Origin of the sequence: Enterococcus sp. AZ120 (assembly GCF_050546165.1) — a bacterium.
GTDB lineage: Bacteria > Bacillota > Bacilli > Lactobacillales > Enterococcaceae > Enterococcus > Enterococcus faecalis.
Window position 1 is genome coordinate 1,130,272 of sequence record NZ_CP172950.1, and the last position, 25,611, is coordinate 1,155,882.

At 37.9% G+C, this 25,611-nt stretch carries 23 protein-coding genes; 15 read left to right on the plus strand and 8 right to left on the minus strand.

The features are described from left to right. The first annotated feature begins 38 nt into the window (after positions 1–38). Together IGJ46_RS05490 and lpdA are read left to right on the plus strand one after the other, a co-directional pair. On the plus strand, positions 39–1,658 hold the full coding sequence (locus tag IGJ46_RS05490; protein WP_002357766.1) for a dihydrolipoyllysine-residue acetyltransferase: 1,620 nt from the start codon (positions 39–41) through the stop codon (positions 1,656–1,658). 7 nt (positions 1,659–1,665) lie between these two features. Then, entirely contained in the window at positions 1,666–3,072 is a 1,407-nt protein-coding gene (gene lpdA / locus IGJ46_RS05495; RefSeq protein ID WP_002357765.1) for a dihydrolipoyl dehydrogenase, read from the plus strand. Positions 3,073–3,184: 112 nt separating this feature from the next. Here the strand turns inward: lpdA and IGJ46_RS05500 are convergent, their stop codons facing one another. Further along, positions 3,185–4,171 (minus strand): PocR ligand-binding domain-containing protein, encoded by a 987-nt coding sequence (locus IGJ46_RS05500; protein WP_002382271.1) that lies wholly within the window; start codon positions 4,169–4,171, stop codon positions 3,185–3,187. Positions 4,172–4,331: 160 nt separating this feature from the next. Here IGJ46_RS05500 and IGJ46_RS05505 point away from each other — a divergent pair, with 160 nt between their 5' ends. From IGJ46_RS05505 to IGJ46_RS05525, 5 genes are all read left to right on the plus strand, one after another. Next, positions 4,332–5,471, plus strand: a complete 1,140-nt coding sequence (locus IGJ46_RS05505) for a glycerol dehydrogenase (protein WP_002363858.1) — start codon at positions 4,332–4,334, stop codon at positions 5,469–5,471. A gap of 12 nt (positions 5,472–5,483) precedes the next feature. Then, positions 5,484–5,882, plus strand: coding sequence for a dihydroxyacetone kinase phosphoryl donor subunit DhaM (gene dhaM, locus IGJ46_RS05510; protein WP_002357762.1), 399 nt, complete (start codon positions 5,484–5,486; stop codon positions 5,880–5,882). Continuing rightward, a complete protein-coding gene (gene dhaK, locus IGJ46_RS05515) occupies positions 5,883–6,866 on the plus strand; it encodes a dihydroxyacetone kinase subunit DhaK (RefSeq protein ID WP_002380233.1) in 984 nt (327 codons plus the stop codon). Positions 6,867–6,878: 12 nt separating this feature from the next. Then, complete coding sequence (gene dhaL / locus IGJ46_RS05520) at positions 6,879–7,481, plus strand: dihydroxyacetone kinase subunit DhaL (protein WP_002360441.1); 603 nt, start codon at positions 6,879–6,881, stop codon at positions 7,479–7,481. Between the two features lie 123 nt (positions 7,482–7,604). Beyond that, a complete protein-coding gene (locus IGJ46_RS05525) occupies positions 7,605–8,387 on the plus strand; it encodes a hypothetical protein (RefSeq protein WP_174123199.1) in 783 nt (260 codons plus the stop codon). 72 nt (positions 8,388–8,459) lie between these two features. On the opposite strand, the gene IGJ46_RS05530 is transcribed toward IGJ46_RS05525, so the two are convergent. Next, on the minus strand, positions 8,460–9,611 hold the full coding sequence (locus IGJ46_RS05530) for a hydroxymethylglutaryl-CoA synthase (protein WP_141435361.1): 1,152 nt from the start codon (positions 9,609–9,611) through the stop codon (positions 8,460–8,462). 185 nt (positions 9,612–9,796) lie between these two features. Between IGJ46_RS05530 and IGJ46_RS05535 the strand changes: the two genes are divergently transcribed. Beyond that, entirely contained in the window at positions 9,797–12,208 is a 2,412-nt protein-coding gene (locus tag IGJ46_RS05535; protein WP_218391540.1) for a hydroxymethylglutaryl-CoA reductase, degradative, read from the plus strand. A gap of 19 nt (positions 12,209–12,227) precedes the next feature. On the opposite strand, the gene IGJ46_RS05540 is transcribed toward IGJ46_RS05535, so the two are convergent. From IGJ46_RS05540 to IGJ46_RS05560, 5 genes are all read right to left on the minus strand, one after another. Next, positions 12,228–13,280, minus strand: coding sequence for an AI-2E family transporter (locus IGJ46_RS05540; protein ID WP_002357754.1), 1,053 nt, complete (start codon positions 13,278–13,280; stop codon positions 12,228–12,230). 16 nt (positions 13,281–13,296) lie between these two features. Further along, positions 13,297–14,502 carry a YdcF family protein gene (locus IGJ46_RS05545; protein ID WP_002382277.1) on the minus strand — a complete coding sequence of 402 codons (1,206 nt, stop codon included), beginning with the start codon at positions 14,500–14,502 and terminating at the stop codon, positions 13,297–13,299. Positions 14,503–14,657: 155 nt separating this feature from the next. Beyond that, positions 14,658–14,858, minus strand: a complete 201-nt coding sequence (locus tag IGJ46_RS05550) for a cold-shock protein (RefSeq protein ID WP_002357750.1) — start codon at positions 14,856–14,858, stop codon at positions 14,658–14,660. Positions 14,859–15,155: 297 nt separating this feature from the next. Then, on the minus strand, positions 15,156–16,277 hold the full coding sequence (locus tag IGJ46_RS05555) for a hypothetical protein (protein ID WP_002357749.1): 1,122 nt from the start codon (positions 16,275–16,277) through the stop codon (positions 15,156–15,158). Positions 16,278–16,613: 336 nt separating this feature from the next. After that, positions 16,614–16,964 (minus strand): helix-turn-helix domain-containing protein, encoded by a 351-nt coding sequence (locus IGJ46_RS05560; RefSeq protein WP_104890985.1) that lies wholly within the window; start codon positions 16,962–16,964, stop codon positions 16,614–16,616. A 191-nt stretch (positions 16,965–17,155) separates the two neighbouring features. On the opposite strand from IGJ46_RS05560, the gene IGJ46_RS05565 reads away from it, so the two are divergent. The 5 genes from IGJ46_RS05565 (at position 17,156) to IGJ46_RS05585 (ending at position 22,216) form a co-directional block, all read left to right on the plus strand. Then, a complete protein-coding gene (locus IGJ46_RS05565; RefSeq protein WP_002357746.1) occupies positions 17,156–18,589 on the plus strand; it encodes an MFS transporter in 1,434 nt (477 codons plus the stop codon). Positions 18,590–18,793: 204 nt separating this feature from the next. After that, the gene (locus IGJ46_RS05570; RefSeq protein ID WP_002361745.1) at positions 18,794–19,468 is read left to right on the plus strand and encodes a metal-dependent hydrolase; all 675 of its coding nucleotides are present in this window, start codon (positions 18,794–18,796) and stop codon (positions 19,466–19,468) included. A gap of 9 nt (positions 19,469–19,477) precedes the next feature. Continuing rightward, positions 19,478–20,797, plus strand: coding sequence for a DRTGG domain-containing protein (locus IGJ46_RS05575; RefSeq protein WP_002357743.1), 1,320 nt, complete (start codon positions 19,478–19,480; stop codon positions 20,795–20,797). Between the two features lie 13 nt (positions 20,798–20,810). Beyond that, positions 20,811–21,764, plus strand: a complete 954-nt coding sequence (locus IGJ46_RS05580; RefSeq protein WP_002365593.1) for a DHH family phosphoesterase — start codon at positions 20,811–20,813, stop codon at positions 21,762–21,764. Positions 21,765–21,877: 113 nt separating this feature from the next. Further along, the gene (locus IGJ46_RS05585) at positions 21,878–22,216 is read left to right on the plus strand and encodes a zinc ribbon domain-containing protein YjdM (protein ID WP_002357741.1); all 339 of its coding nucleotides are present in this window, start codon (positions 21,878–21,880) and stop codon (positions 22,214–22,216) included. A 60-nt stretch (positions 22,217–22,276) separates the two neighbouring features. On the opposite strand, the gene IGJ46_RS05590 is transcribed toward IGJ46_RS05585, so the two are convergent. After that, positions 22,277–22,675 (minus strand): hypothetical protein, encoded by a 399-nt coding sequence (locus IGJ46_RS05590; RefSeq protein WP_002382283.1) that lies wholly within the window; start codon positions 22,673–22,675, stop codon positions 22,277–22,279. Between the two features lie 55 nt (positions 22,676–22,730). Here IGJ46_RS05590 and IGJ46_RS05595 point away from each other — a divergent pair, with 55 nt between their 5' ends. Continuing rightward, on the plus strand, positions 22,731–23,912 hold the full coding sequence (locus IGJ46_RS05595) for a VanZ family protein (RefSeq protein ID WP_218391542.1): 1,182 nt from the start codon (positions 22,731–22,733) through the stop codon (positions 23,910–23,912). A gap of 53 nt (positions 23,913–23,965) precedes the next feature. Continuing rightward, complete coding sequence (locus IGJ46_RS05600; protein ID WP_002385937.1) at positions 23,966–25,324, plus strand: DEAD/DEAH box helicase; 1,359 nt, start codon at positions 23,966–23,968, stop codon at positions 25,322–25,324. Positions 25,325–25,611: the final 287 nt, after the last annotated feature.

Sequence of the window (25,611 nt, forward strand, 5' to 3'; positions counted from 1 at the left end):
AAATAGACAGATCCAACGAAGAAGGGAAGACTTAAAAAATGGCTTATCAGTTTAAATTACCGGATATCGGTGAAGGGATTGCCGAAGGCGAAATCGTTAAATGGTTTGTAAAACCTGGCGATACAATCAACGAAGACGATACGTTATTAGAAGTACAAAATGACAAATCAGTGGAAGAAATTCCATCACCAGTAACAGGTACTGTAAAAAATATCGTTGTACCAGAAGGAACAGTTGCAAACGTTGGTGACGTGTTAATCGAAATCGACGCACCTGGTCACGAAGATAACGATGCAGCACCAGCAGCTCCTGCACAAGAACAAACACCAGCACAACCTGCTGCTGTACCAACAACCGAAGCAGCTGGCGGATTTTTCCAATTCAAATTACCAGACATCGGTGAAGGAATTGCCGAAGGCGAAATCGTTAAATGGTTCGTTAAAGCGGGCGACACAATTAATGAAGATGATTCATTATTAGAAGTACAAAATGACAAATCAGTAGAAGAAATTCCATCACCAGTAACAGGTACTGTAAAAAATATCGTTGTACCAGAAGGAACAGTTGCCAATGTGGGTGACGTGTTAGTTGAAATTGACGCACCTGGTCATAATTCAGCAGCACCGGCAGCCGCAGCACCAGCTACTGACGCTCCTAAAGCGGAAGCATCAGCTCCAGCCGCTTCAACAGGCGTAGTTGCAGCCGCTGATCCAAACAAACGCGTTTTAGCAATGCCATCTGTTCGTCAGTATGCGCGTGAAAAAGACGTTGATATTACACAAGTAACTGCAACTGGTAAAGGTGGCCGTGTCATTAAAGCGGATATTGATGCCTTTGTTTCTGGTGGCTCTCAAGCAGCACCAGCTACTGAAGCTGCCGCAACAGAAGCAGCACCTAAAGCGGAAGCAGCTGCACCTAAAGCAGCGCCAAAAGCCTTTACTTCTGATTTAGGCGAAATGGAAACACGTGAAAAAATGACACCAACACGTAAAGCAATTGCTAAAGCAATGGTTAACAGCAAACACACTGCTCCTCACGTAACATTACATGATGAAGTAGAAGTTTCTAAATTATGGGATCACCGTAAGAAATTTAAAGATGTTGCTGCTGCAAATGGTACAAAATTAACATTCTTACCATACGTTGTAAAAGCATTGACTTCAACTGTTCAAAAATTCCCAATCTTGAATGCATCAATTGATGACGCAGCACAAGAAATTGTTTACAAAAATTACTTTAACATTGGTATCGCTACTGATACAGATCATGGCTTATATGTACCAAATGTTAAAAATGCTAATACGAAGAGCATGTTTGCTATCGCTGATGAAATCAACGAAAAAGCAGCATTGGCTATCGAAGGCAAATTAACTGCACAAGATATGCGTGATGGTACAATCACAATTAGTAACATTGGTTCAGTCGGTGGCGGCTGGTTTACACCAGTAATCAACTACCCTGAAGTTGCTATTTTAGGCGTTGGTACAATTGCACAAGAACCAGTTGTTAATGCAGACGGCGAAATCGTTGTGGGACGCATGATGAAATTATCATTAAGCTTTGACCACCGTATCGTTGACGGCGCAACTGCTCAAAAAGCAATGAACAACATTAAACGCTTATTAGCTGATCCAGAATTACTATTAATGGAAGGATGATTAACAAATGGTAGTAGGAGATTTCGCCATTGAACTAGATACAGTCGTAATCGGAGCTGGACCTGGAGGATACGTTGCTGCAATTCGTGCCGCAGAAATGGGTCAAAAAGTTGCGATTATCGAACGTGAATACATCGGAGGCGTTTGTTTAAACGTTGGATGTATTCCTTCAAAAGCTTTAATTGCTGCTGGACATCATTACCAAGAAGCACAAGATTCTTCAACTTTTGGTGTAACAGCTAAAGGAGTCGAATTAGACTTTGCAAAAACACAAGACTGGAAAGATAACACAGTTGTTAAATCATTAACAGGCGGCGTTGGCATGTTATTGAAAAAACACAAAGTAGAAATTATTGAAGGCGAAGCATTCTTCGTTGACGAAAATACATTGCGTGTTATTCACCCAGACTCAGCACAAACTTACTCATTCAATAATGCTATTGTAGCAACAGGTTCTCGTCCAATTGAAATCCCAGGATTCAAATTTGGCGGACGCGTGTTAGATTCTACAGGCGGTTTAAACTTAAAAGAAGTTCCTAAAAAATTCGTTATTATCGGTGGCGGTGTCATCGGTGCTGAATTAGGTGGCGCTTATGCTAACTTAGGTTCAGAAGTAACAATTTTAGAAGGTAGCCCATCAATTTTACCAACTTATGAAAAAGATATGGTTAAAGTTGTCACAGACGACTTCAAGAAGAAAAACGTAACAATCGTGACTTCTGCAATGGCTAAAGAAGCTGTTGACAATGGCGATAGCGTCACTGTTAAATATGAAGTTAACGGAAAAGAAGAAAGTGTTGAAGCAGATTACGTAATGGTCACTGTTGGACGTCGTCCAAACACAGACGACTTAGGCTTAGAACAAGCGGGCGTTGAAATTGGCGAACGTGGTTTAATCCCAGTTGACAACCAAGGACGTACTAACGTGAAAAACATCTTCGCAATCGGCGACATCGTACCAGGTGCTGCGTTAGCGCATAAAGCAAGCTACGAAGCAAAAATTGCTGCTGAAGCAATTTCTGGTAAGAAAGTTGCAGTTGATTACAAAGCAATGCCAGCTGTTGCCTTTACTGATCCAGAATTGGCAAGCGTTGGTATGACTGTTGCAGAAGCAAAAGAAGCGGGAATCGAAGCAAAAGGCTACAAATTCCCATTTGCTGGTAACGGCCGTGCAATCTCTTTAGATAAAACTGAAGGATTCATGCGTTTAGTTACAACTGTAGAAGACAATGTCATCATCGGTGCACAAATTGCCGGTGTCGGTGCAAGTGACATGATTTCTGAATTAGCTTTAGCTATTGAATCTGGCATGAATGCAGAAGACATTGCTTTAACAATCCACCCACACCCATCATTGGGCGAAATTACTATGGATACAGCTGAATTGGCTTTAGGTTTACCAATTCATATTTAATAGTATCACTTTGTCGCACGACAGATATAATGCGCCTTTTGCACTTGTTGCATTAGCCACAGCAAGAGCAAAAGGTGTAAAAAAACAACGACTCCTAGAAGTCGTTGTTTTTTTATGCTCTGTTCTTTCTTTTACGGTATTTAAGGGGTGTTTCACCCGTTTCTTGTTTAAAGATCCGGACAAAATAGCTATCTTCAACAAACCCTAAATCTTCACTGATTTGGGCGATCGTTTTATCTGTCTCCAAAAGAAGCTGTTTAGCCCATGTGATTTTTAATTGTCGATAAAATTGACTAAAGGGAATACCAAACTCCTCTTTTAATAAACGACTTAAATACGTCGGTGTCAAATGAACAAGGTCTGCCAGTTCTTGTAAATTTAAACGCAGCGATTTGTTTTCCCAAAGGGCATCTAAAACCGGTTGTAATTGCTTATTTTTAGTTTGATAGGCACTTGAAGGAGTTAATTGAGCAGTTAACAAAGTTTGTTGAATATCTTTTTGGATCATATTCAATGGCTCCAGCTCTTCTTTTCGCGAACTAATCTGTAAGGACTGTTTGTACGTATTGATTAAATAATCTTTTTTGATGGCTTCAGAAATAATATATTGGCTTAGATCAGCGATTAATGTCGCGCTCTTTTCTAAGTCTGCTAGTTCTAAAACAGGGTATTGTTGATACAGCTCTTGGTGTGTTACTAAAAATTCTTGAATGAAGGCATCATTCATGGTTAAAACCTGTTCTAACTCTTCTTGGTGATCTTCGAGCAAAACTTCACCAGCCATAATGGCTCCTACATACTGGTCATCAACAATAATGGGGATGGCCATATCAACGATGTTAAAGTGACAACGGTAGATAAAAGGCTGACCAGTGCGAACAGCTTCCAAGCCACCACGAGCATCACATTTTTCACAAAGTTTCGAGAGCTCAGGGGAGTGACGTACCAGTTGGCAAAAGGGTTGAACTTGACTATGTTTCGTCACAGGACGACCTTTATAATCGACTAAAATAATGGCTAAACGAGTGCTTAAGGCCAATGATTCTTGCAATTTTTCCCACTTTTCTAAATCTAAAATATTTTTTAATTCTACAGTCATAAGGCAATCCTTCAATCTAAAGTTTAAAAATCATAATATTTTATTATTTCACAAAATAATTCTATCATTTTTTGCAAGAAAACGATACCAAAAGTTCAATGCTTTTTTGATGAAAGCGTTTTATACTATGTATGTAAACAAAATATAGGAGGCTATCAACATGAGAAAAGCATTGATTTTACCAACGAAATATGTTCAAGGGGAAGATGAATTACTAAACTTAGGTTACTTCGTTTCAACTTTTGGAAAAAAAGCGTTACTAATTGCAAATCCTGCTGACGTTGATCGTGTACGTCCACAATTGGAAGAAACAGCGAAAAAGTTTGACATTACCTTCGTAGAGGGTGGCTTTAGTGGAGAAGTAACGCGTGAAGAAACAAAGCGCTTGCAAAACGTTGGACAAAAAGAACAAGCAGACTGTATCATTGGTTTAGGTGGCGGTAAAGCAATCGATGCTTCAAAAGTCGTAGCAGAAGGTGAAAACTTAATTATTGTACCAACGATTGCGGCTCAAGATGCACCAACTTCGCATTCAGCTGTACTATATCATGAAGATGGCTCATTTGATGATTATGCTTACTTTAAACAAAGTCCAAGCGTCGTGATGGTTGATACAAAAGTGGTTGCCAAAGCGCCAACTAGATTTTTAGTTGCTGGAATGGGGGATGCCTTATCCACATATTTTGAAGCACGCGCAACACACAATTCATATTCTCGGGTTAATGCTAGTTTGCCAATGGGTTCAAGAGAAGGCTTAACGCCCGCTGCTAGCGGCACATATGCAGCTTTGGCCATGGCAAAACTTTGCTGGGAAAACCTACAGGAAGATGGGTTAAAAGCGAAATTAGCTTGTGATGCAAATGTGGTTACTGAATCATTGAATAAGATTATCGAAACAAATATCTTACTTTCAGGCTTAGGTTTTGAAAGTGGTGGTTTAGCTGCAGCGCATGCGATTCATAACGGTATGACAGTCTTACCTGGTGCGCACAGTTATTTACATGGTGAAAAAGTAGCCTTTGCAACGATTGCACAACTTGTATTAGAAGATGCAGCAAAAGACGAATTAGAAGCTGTTTTAGACTTTAGCGCTTCTGTAGGTTTACCATTAACGCTTTCAGACATTGGTGTCGATGAAATCACTTATGAAGAAGCGTTGGAAGTAGCCAAAATTGCTTGCATTCCAGAAGAATCAATTCATTCAATGCCATTCCCAATTGTCGTTGAAGAAGTAGCGAATGCAATCATTGTTGCAGATAAAGTCGGACAAGAATATAAAACAAGACATAAATTAGATTAAGGAAGTGTCCACATGAAAGCAGATATTTTACTCGTTTCACATAGCAAAATGATTACAGATGGTATTAAAGAGATGATTGAACAGATGAATGCCAGTGAAGAAATTACGATTCATTCACTTGGTGGCACATCAGATGGTTCATTAGGTTCAGATCCAATGAAAATCATTGACACGATTAACGAAGCGGACTCTGACCGAGAATTTTTAATTTTTGCCGATTTAGGCAGTGCCGTTTTAAGTTCAGAATTAGCTTTTGATATGCTAGAAGAAGACCAACAGAAACATTATCATTTAGTCGATGCACCATTGGTTGAAGGTGCCTTTGCGGCAGCAATTACTGCAGGTGTCTCAGATGATTTGACGCAAATTTTAGCAGAAGCTCAAAATGCTGGTAAGAAAGGGTGGAACTAAATGAAAAAAATTATTAATGAACCTGGTAAAATTGTCGAAGAAATGCTCCAAGGAATTGTGAAAAGCTATGGAAACCTTGTTCATCAAGTCGAAGATTCTCGCGTGATTGCTCGCAACGACTCAAACAAACAAGTTGGGTTAGTATCTGGTGGTGGAAGTGGTCATGAGCCTGCACATGCTGGGTTTGTTGGTGATGGAATGTTAAATGCCGCAGTTTTAGGTGATGTCTTTACTTCACCAACACCAGATCAAATTTTAACAGGGATCCAAGCGGCAGACCAAGGGGCCGGTGTTCTGTTAATCGTAAAAAATTATACAGGCGATATTTTGAACTTTGAAATGGCCAAAGATATGGCTGATATGGAAGACATTCATGTAGAAATGGTCGTTGTCGATGACGATATTGCTGTCGAAGATAGCACCTATACCGCTGGAAAACGAGGCGTTGCCGGGACTGTTCTTGTCCATAAAATTTTAGGACATCATGCCCGCCAAGGTGCTTCTTTAGAAGAGCTCGTTTCTTTAGGAGAAAAGATTGTATCATCCACGAAAACAATTGGAGTGGCTTTAAAAGCAGCCACTGTGCCTGAAGTTGGCAAACCAGGTTTTACTTTACCAGAAGATGAAATTGAATTTGGCGTAGGGATTCACGGAGAACCAGGCTATCGTCGTGAAAAAATCCAACCATCGAAAGAGTTAGCGAAAGAATTAGTTGAAAAAACATTAAGTAGCTATGAGCAACAACCACAAACTGTGGGAGTACTTGTCAATGGTATGGGCGGCACGCCATTAATGGAACAATTTGTATTTATGAACGACGTGCTAACATTATTAGAAGATAAAGGTGTTCAAGTGACCTTCCATAAAGTGGGTAACTATATGACGTCTATTGACATGCAAGGATTATCTTTAACGATGATTGACTTGGCGACAAAAGACTGGCAAACAGCGCTAGAAAGCAATGTAACAACAATTTCTTGGTAAGGGTGATAAAAGATGGAATTAACAGTAAAAGACATTCAAACATGGTTAGACAATTATTCAAAAGTTATCGAAGAAAAAAAAGACTATTTAAGTGAATTAGACACGCCGATTGGTGATGGGGATCACGGTAACAACATGGCTCGTGGTATGGCTGAATACAAAATTGCGTTTGACAAAAAAGTACCAACAACAATCACGGAGACATTTAAAGTCCTATCCATGGCTTTAATTTCAAAAGTTGGCGGAGCTTCTGGTCCTTTATATGGTACTGCGTTTATGAATATGACTAAAGCGACAAAAGATTTGGAAACCATCAGTTCGCCAGAGCAATTAAAAGAAATTGTTCAGCAAGGTCTAGCTGGGATTCAGATGCGTGGCAAAGCTGAACCAGGAGATAAAACGATGGTTGATGTCTGGGCACCTGTTGCTGAAGTGATTGGAACGGAACAATTTAATGAAGAAAAAATTGAACAATTTGCTGAAGCAACAAAAGATTGGGTGGCGAAAAAAGGACGTGCCTCTTATTTAGGGGAACGAGCAATTGGTCATATTGATCCAGGAGCAGCATCTAGTGCATTATTATTTGAAGAACTAGTCAAAGTAATCAATCAATAACAGTGAGAAAAAAGTTTAGCAAGTGCCTCTCTTGAAGCGCTTGCTAAACTTTTTTATAAATAATGGTTTCTTTTGTTCATCTATGGGATAATTTAAGTAACAAAAAATAACAAAGATAAACAAATGGGGGATTTAAAGATGAAAAAGCATGTGATTGTGGGATGTTTATTAATCGTTAGCTCAATGTTTGTAAGTGCTTGTGGAAGTTCGTCAGACGTGACCACGGAAAAAACCAGTGTCACAAAACAAGTCGAAGCTACGGGACAAAGCACATCCTCTTCTGTAGACCAAACCAAGTATGATGCCATTATTACAGAAGCTAAAAAGTTAACGGCAGAGGGGCAATATAAAGAATCAGAAGAAAAATTAGCTACGATCCCTGTTAGCGATTTAGGGAAACCTCACTATTCGATCGTTAAAGAAACGGTTGAGAAACTAAATAATCAAAATAATGAAGGCTTAAAAAGACAAGAAGAAGTCGCGGTTGAAAAGCAAACGAAGTCGAGTCCGGCACCAACGGAATCACTTAAACCAATTCCAGATGAATTTGCTAAATGGGCAACCACGTATCTTTTTTATTATCCACGAGGAGATCAAAAGCAAGCGGGGTTAATCATTGAAGCGAATGGAGCGGTCACGCAGACGAATACGAATGGCGAAATTTACACAGGAAAAGCCGAAATAAGTGGAGCTTCGGGCACTATTTTAAGTTATGATACGACTAGTTATCGCCCGACGACCCAACCAGCTACAAAATCGATTACTCCAAATGTTAAAATCACTGTTACTTGGAACAATGGCGGCGGTGTTGATGTTTATTATGGCTACGTTTCTTATTCACAACGTTTAGCTTTGACAGATGGTATCGCCGTGACAGATGGGGTCAAAGAAGTTTGGCTTTCATAAAAAGAGCTAGACATTCAAGCAAAAACTTGAATGTCTAGCTCTTTTGTTGATTGAATCGGGGGATTTAAATACTTAGTTTCGATAAGAACGAACGGTATTATTAATAGCAGAAATACTATATTTTAATTCATCTTCTAACGTTTGATCAATGTCTGTGTCTAAAGTTTCTGCAAACATGGCTTCATATTCAGCGATAGAAAGTTCTGTCCGATTATCCATCAGTGCTAAATGAGTTTCTTTTTGTAAATGATTTTGATAACCAGCTACTAATTCACCAGTGAAAAATTCAGCGACAGCACCAGAACCATAACTGAATAACCCAATTTGATTGCCTGCGGTTAAAGTCGTTGCATTTTCTAAAAGGGAAATGAGTCCCAGATAAAGTGAACCCGTATACAAGTTTCCTACGCGACGACTATAGATGATGCTTTCTTCATAACGGGCTAAAATTCGTTCCTGTTCTGCTTCAGTTTGGTCGGAGATTTTTGCTAATAAGGCTTTTTTGCCCATTTTTGTGTAAGGAATATGGAACGCTAAAGCATCATAATCTGCAAAATCAAGACCGGTTCGTTTTTTATGTTCATCCCAGACTTGGGCAAAAGATTGGATGTAGGTTTCGTTTGACAAAGGACCATCGACCATAGGATATGGATGGCCTGTTGGACGCCAAAAGTCATAGATATCTTGCGTCAGCATCACATTATCCTCTTTTAAAGCCAAGATGCGCGGTTCACTAGCAACTAACATTGCAACCGCCCCAGCTCCTTGTGTAGGCTCACCGCCAGAATTTAAGCCATATTTTGCAATATCTGCTGCTACAACCAAAACTTTTTTATCTGGATGTAAGGCTACGTGATTCTTAGCTAACTGTAAGCCTGCTGTTGCTCCGTAACAAGCTTCCTTGATTTCGAAAGAGCGAGCGAAAGGTTGAATCCCCATTAAACGATGTAAGACAACTGCGGCCGCTTTTGACTCATCGATACTGGACTCAGTCCCGACAATCACCATATCAATGGCCTCTTTATCTTCTTTGGTCAAGATCGCTTCTGCGGCATTGGCTGCAAATGTCACAATATCTTGGCTGATTGGGTTCACCGCCATTTGGTCTTGCCCAATACCAATATGAAATTTTCCAGGGTCTACATTTCTGGCTTCAGCCAGTGCCGTCATATCAATATAATAAGGGGGCACAAAAAAACTAATTTTATCAATCCCAATTGTCATTTCTTTAACTCCTTTACGATAAATAGATTCATTATATAAAATAGCACGAAATGAACCAAAATGGGGAATTTTTGTATTAACTTCATAGATTATTAAAAAATATCTTATAAGTCTGTTAACATTCAGTAATTGGCACTTGTGATTCTGGGATTTTATGATATATTTCAAGATGGAGGTGCATTTAGTTGAAAACAGTAGTTATTATTGATGCATTACGAACACCAATTGGAAAATATAAAGGCAGCTTAAGTCAAGTAAGTGCCGTAGACTTAGGAACACATGTTACAACACAACTTTTAAAAAGACATTCCACTATTTCTGAAGAAATTGATCAAGTAATCTTTGGAAATGTTTTACAAGCTGGAAATGGCCAAAATCCCGCACGACAAATAGCAATAAACAGCGGTTTATCTCATGAAATTCCCGCAATGACAGTTAATGAGGTCTGCGGATCAGGAATGAAGGCCGTTATTTTGGCGAAACAATTGATTCAATTAGGAGAAGCGGAAGTTTTAATTGCTGGCGGGATTGAGAATATGTCCCAAGCACCTAAATTACAACGTTTTAATTACGAAACAGAAAGCTATGATGCGCCTTTTTCTAGTATGATGTATGATGGATTAACGGATGCCTTTAGTGGTCAGGCAATGGGCTTAACTGCTGAAAATGTGGCCGAAAAGTATCATGTAACTAGAGAAGAGCAAGATCAATTTTCTGTACATTCACAATTAAAAGCAGCTCAAGCACAAGCAGAAGGGATATTCGCTGACGAAATAGCCCCATTAGAAGTATCAGGAACGCTTGTGGAGAAAGATGAAGGGATTCGCCCTAATTCGAGCGTTGAGAAGCTAGGAACGCTTAAAACTGTTTTTAAAGAAGATGGTACTGTGACAGCAGGGAATGCATCAACCATTAATGATGGGGCTTCTGCTTTGATTATTGCTTCACAAGAATATGCCGAAGCACACGGTCTTCCTTATTTAGCTATTATTCGAGACAGTGTGGAAGTCGGTATTGATCCAGCCTATATGGGAATTTCGCCGATTAAAGCCATTCAAAAACTGTTAGCGCGGAATCAACTTACTACGGAAGAAATTGATCTGTATGAAATCAACGAAGCATTTGCAGCAACTTCAATTGTGGTCCAAAGAGAACTGTCTTTACCAGAGGAAAAGGTTAACATTTATGGTGGCGGTATTTCATTAGGTCATGCGATTGGTGCCACAGGTGCTCGTTTATTAACGAGTTTAAGTTATCAATTAAATCAAAAAGAAAAGAAATATGGAGTGGCTTCTTTATGTATCGGCGGTGGCTTAGGACTCGCTATGCTACTAGAGAGACCTCAGCAAAAAAAAAACAGCCGATTTTATCAAATGAGTCCTGAGGAACGCCTGGCTTCTCTTCTTAATGAAGGCCAGATTTCTGCTGATACAAAAAAAGAATTTGAAAATACGGCTTTATCTTCGCAGATTGCTAATCATATGATTGAAAATCAAATCAGTGAAACAGAAGTGCCGATGGGCGTTGGCTTACATTTAACAGTGGACGAAACTGATTATTTGGTACCAATGGCGACAGAAGAGCCCTCAGTGATTGCGGCTTTGAGTAATGGTGCAAAAATAGCACAAGGATTTAAAACAGTGAGTCAACAACGCTTAATGCGTGGACAAATCGTTTTTTATGATATTGCAGACCCCGAGTCATTGATTGATAAACTACAAGTAAGAGAAGCGGAAATTTTTCAACAAGCAGAGTTAAGTTATCCATCTATCGTTAAACGGGGCGGCGGCTTAAGAGATTTGCAATATCGTGCTTTTGATGAATCGTTTGTATCTGTCGACTTTTTAGTAGATGTTAAGGATGCAATGGGGGCAAATATCGTTAACGCTATGTTGGAAGGTGTGGCCGAGTTGTTCCGTGAATGGTTTGCGGAGCAAAAGATTTTATTCAGTATTTTAAGCAATTACGCAACGGAGTCGGTTGTTACGATGAAAACGGCTATTCCAGTTTCGCGTTTAAGTAAGGGAAGCAATGGCCGGGAAATTGCTGAAAAAATTGTTTTAGCTTCACGCTATGCTTCATTAGATCCTTATCGGGCAGTCACGCATAACAAAGGAATCATGAATGGCATTGAAGCTGTCGTTTTAGCTACAGGAAATGATACACGCGCTGTTAGCGCTTCTTGTCATGCTTTTGCGGTGAAGGAAGGTCGCTACCAAGGCTTGACTAGTTGGACGCTAGATGGCGAACAACTAATTGGTGAAATTTCAGTTCCGCTTGCGTTAGCCACGGTTGGCGGTGCCACAAAAGTCTTACCTAAATCTCAAGCAGCCGCTGATTTGTTAGCAGTGACGGATGCAAAAGAACTAAGTCGAGTAGTAGCGGCTGTTGGTTTGGCACAAAATTTAGCAGCGTTACGGGCCTTAGTCTCTGAAGGAATTCAAAAAGGACACATGGCTCTACAAGCACGTTCTTTGGCGATGACGGTCGGAGCTACTGGTAAAGAAGTTGAGGCAGTCGCTCAACAATTAAAACGTCAAAAAACGATGAACCAAGACCGAGCCATGGCTATTTTAAATGATTTAAGAAAACAATAAAAAAACAGTTCAGCAGAAATTATTCTGCTGAACTATTTTTTTTCACATTAGGTAGCCGTTTCAGGCCACGAATTGGTTTTACTTTTAAGACATCTAAGAAGAAAGTGAACACAGGGATTCCTACAATAAGTCCCCATACACCAAAGAGACGCTCACTAACTAATAAAATGACAAACGTATAAAAGATTGGTAACTCTGTTTTACTAGACATGAATTTAGGATTTAGCACGTAAGATTCAAATAAATGGACGATTGTAATTAAAGCTAAGATATAAATCACATCGTTCAAGCCACCTTGGGAATAAGCGATGAAACTTAGCGGAATGCAGGAAATAATCACACCAGCAACTGGGACTAAGCTCAAAATGAAGATCATAATGGCTAAACTAGGTAACTGAGTAAAGCCGATTATCGCCAAGGCCAAGGTAGTAATGACTGTATTCACCACAGCAATGAAAAACTGAGCTTCCATTACGACACCAAATGTGTTGACGAACTTGTTGGCAAAATAATAGATATCCTGAAAAAACCAATCAAAATCACTTTTTAAAAATAACTTAGAAAAATCGGCCATTTGCTTCTTCTCAATCATAAAGAAGAAACTTAAAATAAAGGACATGACAAATGATAAACCGACAGCGCCAATATCTTGAATGTAGCGTAAAATCATTGAAGCACCATTCTGGAGTTGAGAGAGTAAGTTAGATTTTTCCAAGTATTGATCAATAAATTGCAATACTTGATTTGTATCTGTATGTGGACTTTGATAAAAATCAACTACAGAATTAATCATTTGAGTCGTTTGGTTAACTAGAACGGGAACATATTTAGTAATCGCTAAATAGATTAGAAAAACAACCAATGCATAGGTTAAGAGAACGATGACAATCGTCGGGATTTTCATATAGCGTTGAACAAAATGGACCAAACGAACAGCTAAATAGGTAAAGATAAATGTTAAAAGAATTGTTGTAATCATACTTCTGGATAAATAAAGCACAAAAATAATCAAAGCAAGGACGCAAAAACGTCGCAAACGTTCATTTTGAATAAATTTTTGATACAAACTCATAGGGGAAACTCCTTCTTTACTGAATAATCAATCCTGTTAAGAATAACATAACCATACCGATGGCAGCTAGGCCACAAACAATAATATGGCGGCGTTTGTACATCACTACAATGGCGATGAACTCTCGAATAAACGCATTAGGTAAAAAATAAAAAGCGGTTTTTGCACCAATACCATCAGCTTTTAAGCCAGCCATTCGAGCGAAAAGACCCGCTCGGAAAAGGTGATAATTGTTTGTAGTAAAAATGGCTTGGAAATTAGCATTTCCAAAATCCTCAATCATTGTTTCTTTGGAAAAACGCATATTTTCTAGTGTGTTTTTTGAATGAGCTTCTACTAAAATATCATCATCAGGAATACCTTGTGTCAAAGCATACATTTTCATTGCGACACTTTCAGGGAGTAATTCATCGGGACCTTGGCCACCAGACATGACGATTTTTGGTGGATTTAACGTTGCGCGATTTTGTGCCTTGTAAAATTGAATGGCTTTGTTGATGCGGGCTTGCAATAGTGGCGGCACAATCTCACCATTGATTAACCCCGAACCTAACACAACAATATAATCCTGTGTATATTTTGGCTGATTAAATTGATACAACGTAGAAACAGTTAAAAAATTATAAAAAACAAACGCGAAATAAGTCAAAATAAATGGCGCAATAGTTAAGGGTAAGGAGAGCCAAGTTGGTAACAACGATTGAAAAAAGAAATTATAAATTAATAGTAATGTTAAGCCAATTGCCAGCAACAACGTCAACAAGTTCCCTAAAGAACGACCTTCTTTTCTCATAACAACGACCGCATTCCAATAGAGGAAAATAATTAAGGCATAGAGTCCTAAAGCCAAAGCGATAAAAATCGCCAGCAGGGCAATAATTGCTAAGGTGATTAGAAAGTAGTTGTTTGTACGAATCGCAGTAATCCCTAAATAAGTCGCTAGAACCACAAGAAAAATATTAAATAATGTTCCATTCAGTAAACGCCTTTTTTCTTTGAAGTAGAAGAGCGCAAACAAGCCAAAAAAAGCAATGGGAATTAAAAAGAAGGCTGTGCCACGAATGATTTCTAAATATAAAACATATGAGAAGAACATAAAGACGGTCCAGCCAAACATCCACGGCAACCAATCGTGTTCTTTTTTCTTTTTCCGCCACGAGGGAATGAAAAAGAGACCCAATAAATAAACACCTAAAAAGGTTAAATCACCATAAAATTGCATAAATAAACTCCTTTAAAACATTTTTCCTCTTCAGTATAACGAAAACTCTTCAAAAAAAATAGAGGAAGCACTTAGTTTCAGAAAGTTTTCTTGTTCTTTTTTTTATAAAAAAAACCTGACGATTAACGTCAGGTTTTTGAGTCAGTATTGTTTAATTAAGCTTTAGTAACGTTAGTTGCTTGAGGGCCACGTTGACCTTCTTCGATTTCGAAAGTTACTGCTTGACCTTCTTCTAAAGTTTTGAAGCCGTCACCTTGGATAGCTGAGAAATGTACGAATACATCGTTTCCGTTTTCTGCAGTGATGAAGCCAAAGCCTTTGTCTGAGTTAAACCATTTTACTGTACCTGTTTCCATAATAAATATCCTCCTAGATGTGTGTTATAACACATTCATATTTTGCAATTACTTGAAAGGTGAAAAATGTGGAAGATGTTTATTTGAAACAGCTACCCATATTACCGAACAAAAACTACATCTATTACTATAGCATACTAACTGGTTTTTGTATAGCGATAACCTTATTTTCTTTTTTATCGGATGTTTTTTAAAAACTAGAAAGTGAAGATAAGGCTGTTATAGTGCTGTTTCAATAAGTCTCAGAAAAAAAGCCCATTGTAAGGCGCTTTCTTACAATGGGCTTTTTGCCTGTTTTTAATAACGGAGGATAGCCGCTAAAGATTTTTCATCTGGTGCAGCTTTTTGGTCTAAAACAAAAACTTGACCGCCGTTTTGAATGACTTGGTAAGCAATGGTGTTTAAAAGTTTGCGACGATCGTACTCTTCAGATGACATTTCATTGTTTTCAGTAACAAAGAGTGATGTTGCAATAAAAAGATGGGAAATTTTGCCGTCAGCTGCCGCTGGCGAAATATCTGTAAATTGATCTAAGAATTTACGATCTAGTAATTTGTTATAAGAAGCTGTTTCTTTTTCTGTTAACTCTGCAGCTATTTTTTCACTAGCACTGCGGATATCTTGAATGGTTGCTTGTGCAGGTGAAGCAGCAACTGAAATTGAGCAATCATAATAAGGGTTTTTAGCAATCTTTTTAAAGAGTGTTTGGTTTTCTGGTAAAGCATAAAGATAAAGCGGTAATTTTTCAGGATTATCCAGTTGGTCTTTTAAGAAAGTATCGACTGCTTGATAGTAGTTCACCCAATCAATTTCAACTTCTTTATCTTTAGTATTGATGCTATGATAAGCGACACCTTCTTTAGAACCGTTAGAACTACCTTGAGTTGAAAAGTTTAAATTACCACCAGTTAATTCATCACCTAAAGCTGTGACCACGTCTGTTGGCGCGTCTTTAGGCAATTCAACAGGAGTCACAGTCGTATGATCGACCTTGTAAAGTTTCATTGAATCGCGATTTAGAGCAAGTAGGTAATAATGGTAGTTAAATTGTTTGTCTTTGACTAGTCCAAGTAAATAAGGAATCGTGTCCACGTAATATTGATCGTCAACGGGCACATCTAATCGTTGAACAAAGGTATTTTCTGGAGATAAGATGATTGAAACACTTGCTGTGCCGTTGCGCCAGAAGGAAGCATCAGCTAGAAGTGCGTCAATTTTTTCTTGAAAAACGGCCCATTTTTCCTCAGGAAATTTTTTTTCAAAGCGTGTTTTTGCCGCTTTTGCAAAATTTTTCAAAACAAGCGAATCTTTTTCTACGTTTTGATGAGCGACATGGGTGTTAAACAAGAAGGTAACAAACGGTCCATGAACTTCTTCAGAAAATAATGTTGATAAGCTATCTTTTTTTTGATTTGCCATAATAAAATCCCCCTTCTAAAAGTAAGTGTAGCACAGGAAATCGAATGTTTAAAACAATATGTTCAATAAAAGAAAACGCTTTAAAGAATTTAAATAAAGGACTGTTAATGGTGTTCTAATAAAAGTTTTATAAAAAATATAGCTGAAACTCATGATAAAAAAGGCACAAACTACTATACTTACGTTATGCCAATTATCCCGAATTGGTTTTTTCATACTTACTCCTACCAAGAGTAAATAACAACCTTCATTTCCACCACAGACGACGGTCGTGGTGGTTTTTTTTGTTTAGGTTCTAGTTTTTGCTATCAATTGACTAGGAGAAGTGAACGTTCTTTAAGAATTTGTCATTTCAAATTTACGGAACCGCAAGAAACGATTTGTTTCTTCCTCTAACTGAGTAATTTCTTCTTCTGTTAACTCTTCCGTAGTAATGTGAATATGTAACTCTTTTTGTGTGCTTGTCATAGGTGCCTGATGATTAATCTCTGTTTGTTGGGTGCGGCCCATTAAATAGTCCAAGGAGACAGAAAAATAGTCTGCTATTTTTAAAAGATTCTCTACTTTAGGCGAAGAGGTATCCCAACGACGAATTTGTCCATTGGAAATGCCGACGTTTCTTTCTAATTGGGCGAGGGTTAGTTGCCTTGACTGAGCTAATTGTTTAATGCGAGAAATTAAGGTCATTTCAAGTCCTCCTTGTGTTTTCCGTTTGCTAATTTTAAATTAGCGTAAAAGCGAATGGTTGTCAATTGCGAGCGTGTAATAAGAAGGTGAACATCTCATGAGTGATTTTTTAGAAAATTTCCGATGAAAAAAAGAAGAAATAGAGTTATTATTAGTAAGTAAACTGTTTTGGAGCGAGAGGGGATGAATCAATGGAGAAAATTAAAAGTTACCAAGAGGATTCTGAAGTGCAGAAAAATCGTTGGTGGATCTTAGTTTCTGTGGCTATGTTTACCTTCATGTCTACATTAGATTCCAGCATTGTAAATATTGCTTTACCGACTATTTCAAAAGAAATGTCCGTACCCATGAATCAAGCGGAATGGGTCGTATCTATTTATTTAATGGTTGTCTGTGCTTGTTTATTATTATTTGGAAAAATTGGCGACAGTTTTGGAAAAATAAAAGTTTATCGAATTGGCACGGTTATTTTTACGATTGGTTCGTTACTTTGTGGCTTTAATCAATCGCTGAGCTTTCTATTATTTGCGCGAGTCGTTCAAAGTATTGGTGCTAGCATGACCATGGCGACCAATTCAGGAATTATTACGGAAGTATTCCCTTTAAATGAAAGAGGGCGGGCGCTTGGTGCAGTAGGAGCCTTTGTCTCTTTAGGCGCGATTGCTGGTCCTGGGATTGGTGGATTGATCTTATCAAACTTTTCTTGGTCGTATATTTTTTGGATTAATGTTCCTGTGGGGCTAGTTACAATTTTAATTGGTGAAAAGTTTCTACCAAAAGATATTACAAAAACAAAAGAAAAAATCGATTTTTCAGGATTTGCTTGTATTGCCATTGCGATTATGACGTTCTTCGGCGGGATTTTCCTCGGACAAGAGAGCGGGTTTGGCTCGTTACAATCCTATTTATTGTTCATTATTGCAGTAATCGCATTAGGATTATTTATAATGGTTGAACGAAAAAGAAAAAGCCCACTTATTAAGTTCGCAATTTTTAAAAACAAAATTTTTACTTTAAGTTTATTGTCCGCCGTTTTAATTTTTGCCTCAAACTTTTTTGTAAATGTTGTCATTCCATTTTATTTGCAGGATGCACGCAAACTAAGTGCTAGTTATGCTGGTCTATTAATGATGGTATTTCCGTTATTAATGGTGGTTGGGGCTCCTCTGAGTGGCTATTTGACGGATAAAATTGGCCCAGGTATTTTAACATTTGGCGGATTGTTGCTCTTGTGCTGTACGTCGTTAATGTATATGTTTTTAGATATGAATTCGCCTATCTGGTATTATGTGATTGCAACAGCCATTATGGGCTTGGGAAATGCACTTTTCCAGTCTCCAAACAATACAATGGTTATGAGCAGTGTTGAAAAGCAAGATTTAGGTGTAGCAGGAAGTATGAATTCTTTTGCTAGAAACTTAGGAATGGTCATTGGGATTGCGTTGTCAACGACCATTTTATATCGTGGTATGAGCGAAGCCTATGGTGAACGAGTAACCACGTATCTGGCTAATCGCCCAGATATATTTATTGTGGGAATGCGTGAAACCTTTTTTGTCGCCTTTCTATTATGTGTGGCGGCCTTTATATTAACGATTTTACGTTTTCGGAAAACAACCAAATAAGTAAAAAGAAACAGACGAGAAAGATTCATGATTTTTCTCGTCTGTTTCTTTACTAGCTAAGAAAATAAGCAAATGCGATTGTATATTTCTAATTCTCTGTTACAATAAAGAAAGTAAACTGTACTAAACTGTACTACTTTTAAGAATGAATTTGACGATTAATTATCATAAGAGTGTGTAGAAAATACCGTAGGAGGAATACAAATGGAACTGATAGGACATGGACATTCATGTATTGAAATTCGTCTAAACGACGGCACGAACCTTTTATTTGATCCTTTTATTAATGGCAACCCTTTAGCGGACGTTTCACTTGAAGATTTACACCCTGATTACATCTTAATCACCCACGGACACAGCGATCATATTGGCGATATGCTAGCAATTGCTCAAGCCAACAAGGCAACGATTATTGCGATAGCTGAAGTGGCTACGTATGCACAGTCGCAAGGGGTAAAAGCGCATGGAATGAATCTAGGTGGGCGTTATGTCTTTCCTTTTGGTTCGGTTAAATTTGTGCCAGCTTTGCATAGTTCCGGTTATGAAATAGACGGCGTAATGACCTACATGGGCGAAGCAAGTGGGATTATTTTAGAAGCAGAAGATAAAAAAATTTATCACGCTGGTGATACGGCGTTGTTTTCAGATATGCGCCTTTTTGCAAAAGACAAATCCATTGATGTAGCGTTCTTACCAATTGGCGATAATTATACGATGGGACCAGAGGATGCGCTAGAAGCAGTCTCTTACTTAAATCCCGAAATAACCATTCCAATTCATTACAATACCTTTCCTGTTATCCAACAAAATCCAGCAATATTCGTAGAGCAAGTAGTTGGCGGGAAAGTATTAAACCCAGGAGAGACGATCCTAGTTTAGGAGGAAATTATGGCGACGAAACATGATCAAATTTTAAAACATATTGAAGAATTACCAATTGGCGATCGAATCTCTGTTCGAAGCATTGCCAAAAGTTTAAGTGTTAGTGAAGGAACAGCGTATCGGGCCATCAAAGATGCAGAAAATATTGGGCTTGTTTCCACCATTCAACGTGTTGGTACGATACGAATTGAGCGGAAGTTAAAAAAACATATTGAAAAATTAACATTTGGTGAAGTGGTCCGGATTATTGAAGGGGATGTGTTAGGCGGTAGCTCTGGTCTAGACAAAGTCCTTAATAAATTTGTAATTGGTGCGATGACAGAAACCGCGATGACGCGATATATTACTCCCGGATCCTTAATGATTGTTGGTAACCGCCAAGGCGTGCAAAAGCTTGCTTTAGAAAATGGGGCAGCCGTTTTAATTACAGGTGGATTTGAAACATCTGAAGAGATTGCGCAGTTAGCAGATCGTCTGGGTATGCCTGTCTTGAGAACCACATATGATACATTTACTGTGGCTACTATGATTAACCGTGCTTTAAGTGATCAGCTGATTAAAAAAGACATTTTACTCGTCAGTGATATTTATACAGCGCTTGAAAAAACCAATTATTTGTTGACAACTCAAACGATTGCAGATTATCAGGCATTATCTGAAAGTACCCATCATTCTCGTTTCCCAGTAGTAAATAAGAAATTACGTTTAGTGGGGATTGTCACAGCCAAAGATGTCATTGGTAAAAGTGAACATTTAACCGTGGATAAAGTCATGACAAAGGACCCCAATGTTGTGAAAAAGATGATGAGTGTAGCGAGTGTCAGTCATCAAATGATTTGGGATGGTCTAGAAGTCATGCCGGTGGTGGAAGATGATTTAGCGCTTGTTGGAATTGTTTCTCGCCAAGATGTGATGAAAGCTATGCAATTGGTGCAACGACAACCACAAATTGCAGATACAATTTCAGATCAAATTTCCGGGGAAGTGATGCCTGTTGAAGAAAATGGCAAAGAAACAACCCGTTTTCGTTTTTCGGTTGCGCCCCAAATGGTTAACAGTGTTGGTACCATCTCGTTCGGTGTCCTAAGTGAAATTATTTCTAACGTGACACAACGAACAATGTTGATGAATCAAAAAAGAAATGTACTAATTGAACAAGTGAATCTACATTATTTGCGGCTAATCCAGTTGGAAAGTGAATTGGACATTCGTCCACGGATTTTAGAAATTGGTCGTCGCTCTGCAAAATTAGATATTGAAGTTTATTTAGAAAATGTCATTGTGGCAAAAGCAATTGTTGTTTGCCAAGTGATGGAGAGAACGTAGGAGGCTACAAAGAATGGACGTAGTAAAAGAAATTATGGCAGCAATTAAACAATATGAAACAATTATTATTCATAGACATCAAAGGCCCGATCCAGATGCAATTGGCTCACAGGTTGGGTTAGCAGAACTCTTAAGAGCGAGCTTTCCTGAAAAAAATATTTATCAAGTAGGCGGACCAGTGGAAGGCTTAGAGTTTTTAGCTGAAATGGACGTTATTACTGACGATGTCTATCGAGGTGCATTAGTCATTGTAACAGATACTGCAAATGCTCCACGAATTAGTGATGCGCGTTTTTCTTTAGGCGATCAATTAATTAAAATCGATCATCATCCGAATGATGAACCTTATGGAGATTTAGTTTGGGTGAATACAAATGCAAGTAGTTGTAGTGAAATTATTGTTGATTTTTGGCAACAGCATTTAGCAGAATTAACGATGACAGATAATGCAGCTCGTTTATTGTATGCTGGGATTGTGGGGGATACAGGACGTTTTCTTTATCCTTCTACTTCGGCGCATACACTCGCTGTTGCTGCGCAATTGCGTACGTTTAACTTTAATGCCGCAGACTTAAATCGTGAGTTAGACCAAATGCCTTTAAAGGTTGCTAAATTAGCGGGTTATATTTATCAAAATTTAGAAATCGATGCAAATGGCGCTGCTCGTGTCATTTTACCACAAAGTATTTTAAACAGTTATGATATTGTCGATTCTGAAACGGCAGCCATTGTTTCAATGCCAGGAAAAATTGAAGATGTTCTCTCATGGGCAATCTTTGTTGAACAGCCAGAAGGTTATTATCGCGTTCGGTTACGTTCCAAAGGACCAATCATTAATACAATTGCTAAAAAACATCATGGCGGCGGCCATCCTTTGGCAAGTGGCGCTAATGCACGTGATACAGCTGAAATTGAAGTGATTTACCAAGAAATCCAGGCAGCTTGCCAAGAGTGGGCTCAAAAATAAATAAGCAATTAGAAAGTAGTTATCGGACGTTGATAAATCATTAGGACTACTTTTCATTCACTAGAAAATAAGGTAAAATGAAAAAGAATTATTTTTTACAAAGGAGAACGTTAATGACAGAGCAATTACCAAACTGCCCTGAATGTGGGTCGGCATATGCCTATGAAGATCGCGGATTATTTATTTGTCCAGAATGTGGTCATGAATGGTCACCAACGGAAGAAGTTGCAGAAGAAGGCTTAGTAGTCAAGGACTCAAATGGCAATCTTTTAGCGGATGGTGACAGTGTTACTGTAATCAAAGATTTGAAAGTTAAAGGTGCCAGTGGCGCAATTAAACAAGGCACAAAAGTGAAAAACATTCGTTTAGTGGAAGGTGATCATAACATCGACTGTAAGGTAGATGGCTTTGGTCCAATGAAGTTAAAATCAGAGTTTGTTAAGAAAAATTAAATTTCATTTGAATGATGAGACAGTAAGAGTCTAGGACACAACCATCGTCCTAGACTCTTACTAATGTTTATCGGTCTTGTATTTTATCATTGTACGAAGGCCGTGCCAAGCGTTGTAAAGTGTGAGGATTAACCCGATACCTAAAGGAATCCATAACCATTGCGGAGAATAAGCGGCATCTTTTAACGTTTCAGGGTTGATGGTCCATGATTCTTGCAATACTTGGAAACTAAAAACCATGAGAAATGTTGAAATAAGTAACAAAATAAACCGTAAATAATGAATCGTTGTTTGACGGTGAATCAGTGCAAAGAGTAAGTAGAGCACAAGTAAAAATAGCGGCACTCCAAACGCAAAATATGGCTGTAACATGAGAACGTCCTCCTTTTTCTTAATGATACTGCAAAGGAGAGGATTTGCAAAATAAAATTTATTGTTGGTACATTTTTTTAGAAACAAGTATAGTGTTATTGAGGCATTCATACTTGAAATTGTTTATCTTGGAGGAATTTTTATGGCAGTATATAGCGAACCAATTAAATGGGCAATCATTATTTTCCCGTTTCTAGCATTTTTTATTTCTGGGGCATTATTAATCTATGAATACCGCAAATATGGTTCTTTTGTTTGGACACGAGCAATGATTTTGTATTCATTTGTTTTTTATTTATTATGTGCCTATTTCTTGGTAATTTTACCGTTGCCATCTCGGGCAGAAGTGGCTCAATACACAGGACCAACAATAGAACTGCGGCCTTTTCATTTTATTTCAGGGATTTTAAACGAAACTGTTTTTTCGATCAAAGATCCTAGTACGTATTTGCCAGCATTAAAACAACATGCCGTTTTAGAACCACTGTTTAATGTTTTATTAGTTTTACCTTTTGGTGTGTATTTACGGTATTATTTCAAATGTTCATTTTTAAAAACAGTTCTTGCGAGTTTTTTATTGTCATTATTTTTTGAATTAACACAGTTATCTGGCCTTTATTTTATTTATCCACGTTCGTATCGCTTGGCGGATGTCAATGATTTAATTAATAATACCGTCGGAGGCATAGTTGGTTATTGGTTGACGCCGCTCTTTACCTTTTTATTGCCAACACGAGAAGAAATTGATGCCACCTCTTATGAAAAAGGGCAGACAGTTAGCCTGTTGAGACGTTTCTTTGCATGGGGGATTGATTGGTTGGTGATTGGCTTTGTGCAAGGCCTGCTCGTTTTTGGACTAAATTTCATTCCAGCTTATAAAAATTGGGCAACCAATTATCCGATTTTTTCAGATCGGATGTGGTTCTTTATCATGGTGTTTGCGGTCTTTATCGTCATGATGAAACTGACAAATGGTCAAACGTTAGGGAAAAAAGTTGTTCGCATTCGGGTGGTTGAAACAGGACATGAAAAAATTCGTTTAAAAGCCTTGTTTGTTCGCTACGGTTATTTGTATTTTGTGTATGGTTTAATTAGTATTTATCTAGCCAATGCCACTGATTTATTGAATTCTTCTAATCGGATGTTGCAAATGGTGTCACTGCTTCTGTATTTGTTCTGTTTAATTTTATATTTACTGTTTTTGATCAACGTTTTGTTAACCTTGATTCGTAAAAAACGGCGTTTGTTTTATGAAAAAGCCAGCCATACTTATACAGTCAGTACATTAGAAGTTGCGAAAACAAAGGAATCAGCAGGTGAGTAAAAGTTGTTTTTGTGTTATAATGCCAAAGTGCATAAAGAATTTAACGAGAAGAGGTGAGGCAAGTGCCTTCATTTAAACAATTTCAATTTCAACCTTTTATCAACGAAGCACTCGCAGAAAAAGGGTTTGAAGAACCAACAGAAGTCCAAGAAAAATTAATCCCAATCATTAAGAAAGGGAAAAGTGTCATTGGACAATCGCAAACAGGAAGTGGAAAGACGCATACTTTTTTACTTCCATTAATGGATAAAGTTAAGCCAACTATCGACGAAGTACAAATTGTGATTACTGCGCCTAGTCGTGAATTAGCCAATCAAATTTATCAAGAAGCGCAGCAACTGGCTCGTTTCAGTCAACCAGAAATTCGAGTGTCAAATTTTGTTGGCGGAACAGATAAACAACGTCAATTAAATAAATTAAAGCATCAGCAACCTCATGTGGTGATTGGTACACCAGGGCGGATTTTAGATATGATGAATGAACAAGCCTTGAAAGTGCATACGGCTTTTGCCTTTGTTGTCGATGAAGCAGACATGACATTAGATATGGGCTTTTTAGCAGAAGTCGATCAAATTGCTGGTCGTTTGCCAGAAAAATTACAAATGCTCGTTTTTTCTGCAACCATTCCAGAAAAATTACGACCATTTTTAAAAAAATATTTAGAAAATCCAGTGATTGAACATATCAAACCAAAAGCAGTTATTTCAGAAACAATTGACAATTGGTTGATTTCCACCAAAGGAAAAAACAGCAATCAAATAATTTATCAATTATTGACTATCGGACATCCTTATTTAGCGATTGTTTTTGCAAATACTAAACAAAGAGTTGATGAAATCACCGATTACTTAAAAGATCAGGGCCTAAAAGTTGCCAAAATTCATGGAGACATTACACCACGCGAAAGAAAACGTGTGATGCGTCAAGTTCAAAATCTTGACTACCAATATGTGGTAGCTACTGATTTAGCCGCACGTGGGATTGATATTGAAGGAGTTTCACATGTCATCAATGCAGAAGTTCCACATGAATTGGACTTCTTTATCCATCGGGTTGGCCGCACAGGACGTAATGGATTGAATGGGACTGCCATAACATTATATTCACCAGCAGATGATGAAGCGATTACTCAGATTGAGCAGTTAGGTGTTTCTTTCAAACCAAAAGAAATTAAAAATGGTGAGATTGTAGAGACGTATGATCGCAACCGTCGAACAAAACGAGAAAAATCTCGAGAAGAATTAGACCCAACGTTAATTGGTTTAGTGAAAAAGAAAAAGAAAAAAATTAAACCAGGATACAAGAAAAAAATTAATTGGGCAATTGAAGACAGCAATAAGAAAAAACGTAAAATTGAACGTCGTCAAAAAGATCGTTCTGCTAGAAAAGCAAAAAAGAATTCTTCTAACTAAAAACGTTGTGGATTATAGAAAGTAAGGGACTAGAATCGTAAAGATTTTAGTCCCTTACTTTTTATATGATAAATATTTAAGTCACTTTTAAAATAACTCTTTTTTAAAAGTAGTTATCGTTAAAAGTAGAGAAAATTACCGATTAATTGTAAAGATTTTTGTCGAAAACATCAAAATGTTAGTATTAAACATCAACATTTTGATGTTTTCTCAAGAAAAAAATAATAAAATTGCAGAATTTTTGGCGTGTTTTAGCAAAAAGTAGGAAGTTTCGGCACTTTTTTTGT

Excerpts from the sequence above, each read along its gene's own strand:
- IGJ46_RS05490 (WP_002357766.1), top strand. The coding sequence starts at position 39 with ATGGCTTATCAGTTTAAATTACCGGATATCGGTGAAGGGATTGCCGAA.
- lpdA (WP_002357765.1), top strand. The coding sequence starts at position 1,666 with ATGGTAGTAGGAGATTTCGCCATTGAACTAGATACAGTCGTAATCGGA.
- IGJ46_RS05500 (WP_002382271.1), bottom strand. The coding sequence starts at position 4,171 with ATGACTGTAGAATTAAAAAATATTTTAGATTTAGAAAAGTGGGAAAAA.
- IGJ46_RS05505 (WP_002363858.1), top strand. The coding sequence starts at position 4,332 with ATGAGAAAAGCATTGATTTTACCAACGAAATATGTTCAAGGGGAAGAT.
- dhaM (WP_002357762.1), top strand. The coding sequence starts at position 5,484 with ATGAAAGCAGATATTTTACTCGTTTCACATAGCAAAATGATTACAGAT.
- dhaK (WP_002380233.1), top strand. The coding sequence starts at position 5,883 with ATGAAAAAAATTATTAATGAACCTGGTAAAATTGTCGAAGAAATGCTC.
- dhaL (WP_002360441.1), top strand. The coding sequence starts at position 6,879 with ATGGAATTAACAGTAAAAGACATTCAAACATGGTTAGACAATTATTCA.
- IGJ46_RS05525 (WP_174123199.1), top strand. The coding sequence starts at position 7,605 with ATGGGGGATTTAAAGATGAAAAAGCATGTGATTGTGGGATGTTTATTA.
- IGJ46_RS05530 (WP_141435361.1), bottom strand. The coding sequence starts at position 9,611 with ATGACAATTGGGATTGATAAAATTAGTTTTTTTGTGCCCCCTTATTAT.
- IGJ46_RS05540 (WP_002357754.1), bottom strand. The coding sequence starts at position 13,280 with ATGAGTTTGTATCAAAAATTTATTCAAAATGAACGTTTGCGACGTTTT.
- IGJ46_RS05545 (WP_002382277.1), bottom strand. The coding sequence starts at position 14,502 with ATGCAATTTTATGGTGATTTAACCTTTTTAGGTGTTTATTTATTGGGT.
- IGJ46_RS05550 (WP_002357750.1), bottom strand. The coding sequence starts at position 14,858 with ATGGAAACAGGTACAGTAAAATGGTTTAACTCAGACAAAGGCTTTGGC.
- IGJ46_RS05555 (WP_002357749.1), bottom strand. The coding sequence starts at position 16,277 with ATGGCAAATCAAAAAAAAGATAGCTTATCAACATTATTTTCTGAAGAA.
- IGJ46_RS05560 (WP_104890985.1), bottom strand. The coding sequence starts at position 16,964 with ATGACCTTAATTTCTCGCATTAAACAATTAGCTCAGTCAAGGCAACTA.
- IGJ46_RS05565 (WP_002357746.1), top strand. The coding sequence starts at position 17,156 with ATGGAGAAAATTAAAAGTTACCAAGAGGATTCTGAAGTGCAGAAAAAT.
- IGJ46_RS05570 (WP_002361745.1), top strand. The coding sequence starts at position 18,794 with ATGGAACTGATAGGACATGGACATTCATGTATTGAAATTCGTCTAAAC.
- IGJ46_RS05575 (WP_002357743.1), top strand. The coding sequence starts at position 19,478 with ATGGCGACGAAACATGATCAAATTTTAAAACATATTGAAGAATTACCA.
- IGJ46_RS05580 (WP_002365593.1), top strand. The coding sequence starts at position 20,811 with ATGGACGTAGTAAAAGAAATTATGGCAGCAATTAAACAATATGAAACA.
- IGJ46_RS05585 (WP_002357741.1), top strand. The coding sequence starts at position 21,878 with ATGACAGAGCAATTACCAAACTGCCCTGAATGTGGGTCGGCATATGCC.
- IGJ46_RS05595 (WP_218391542.1), top strand. The coding sequence starts at position 22,731 with ATGGCAGTATATAGCGAACCAATTAAATGGGCAATCATTATTTTCCCG.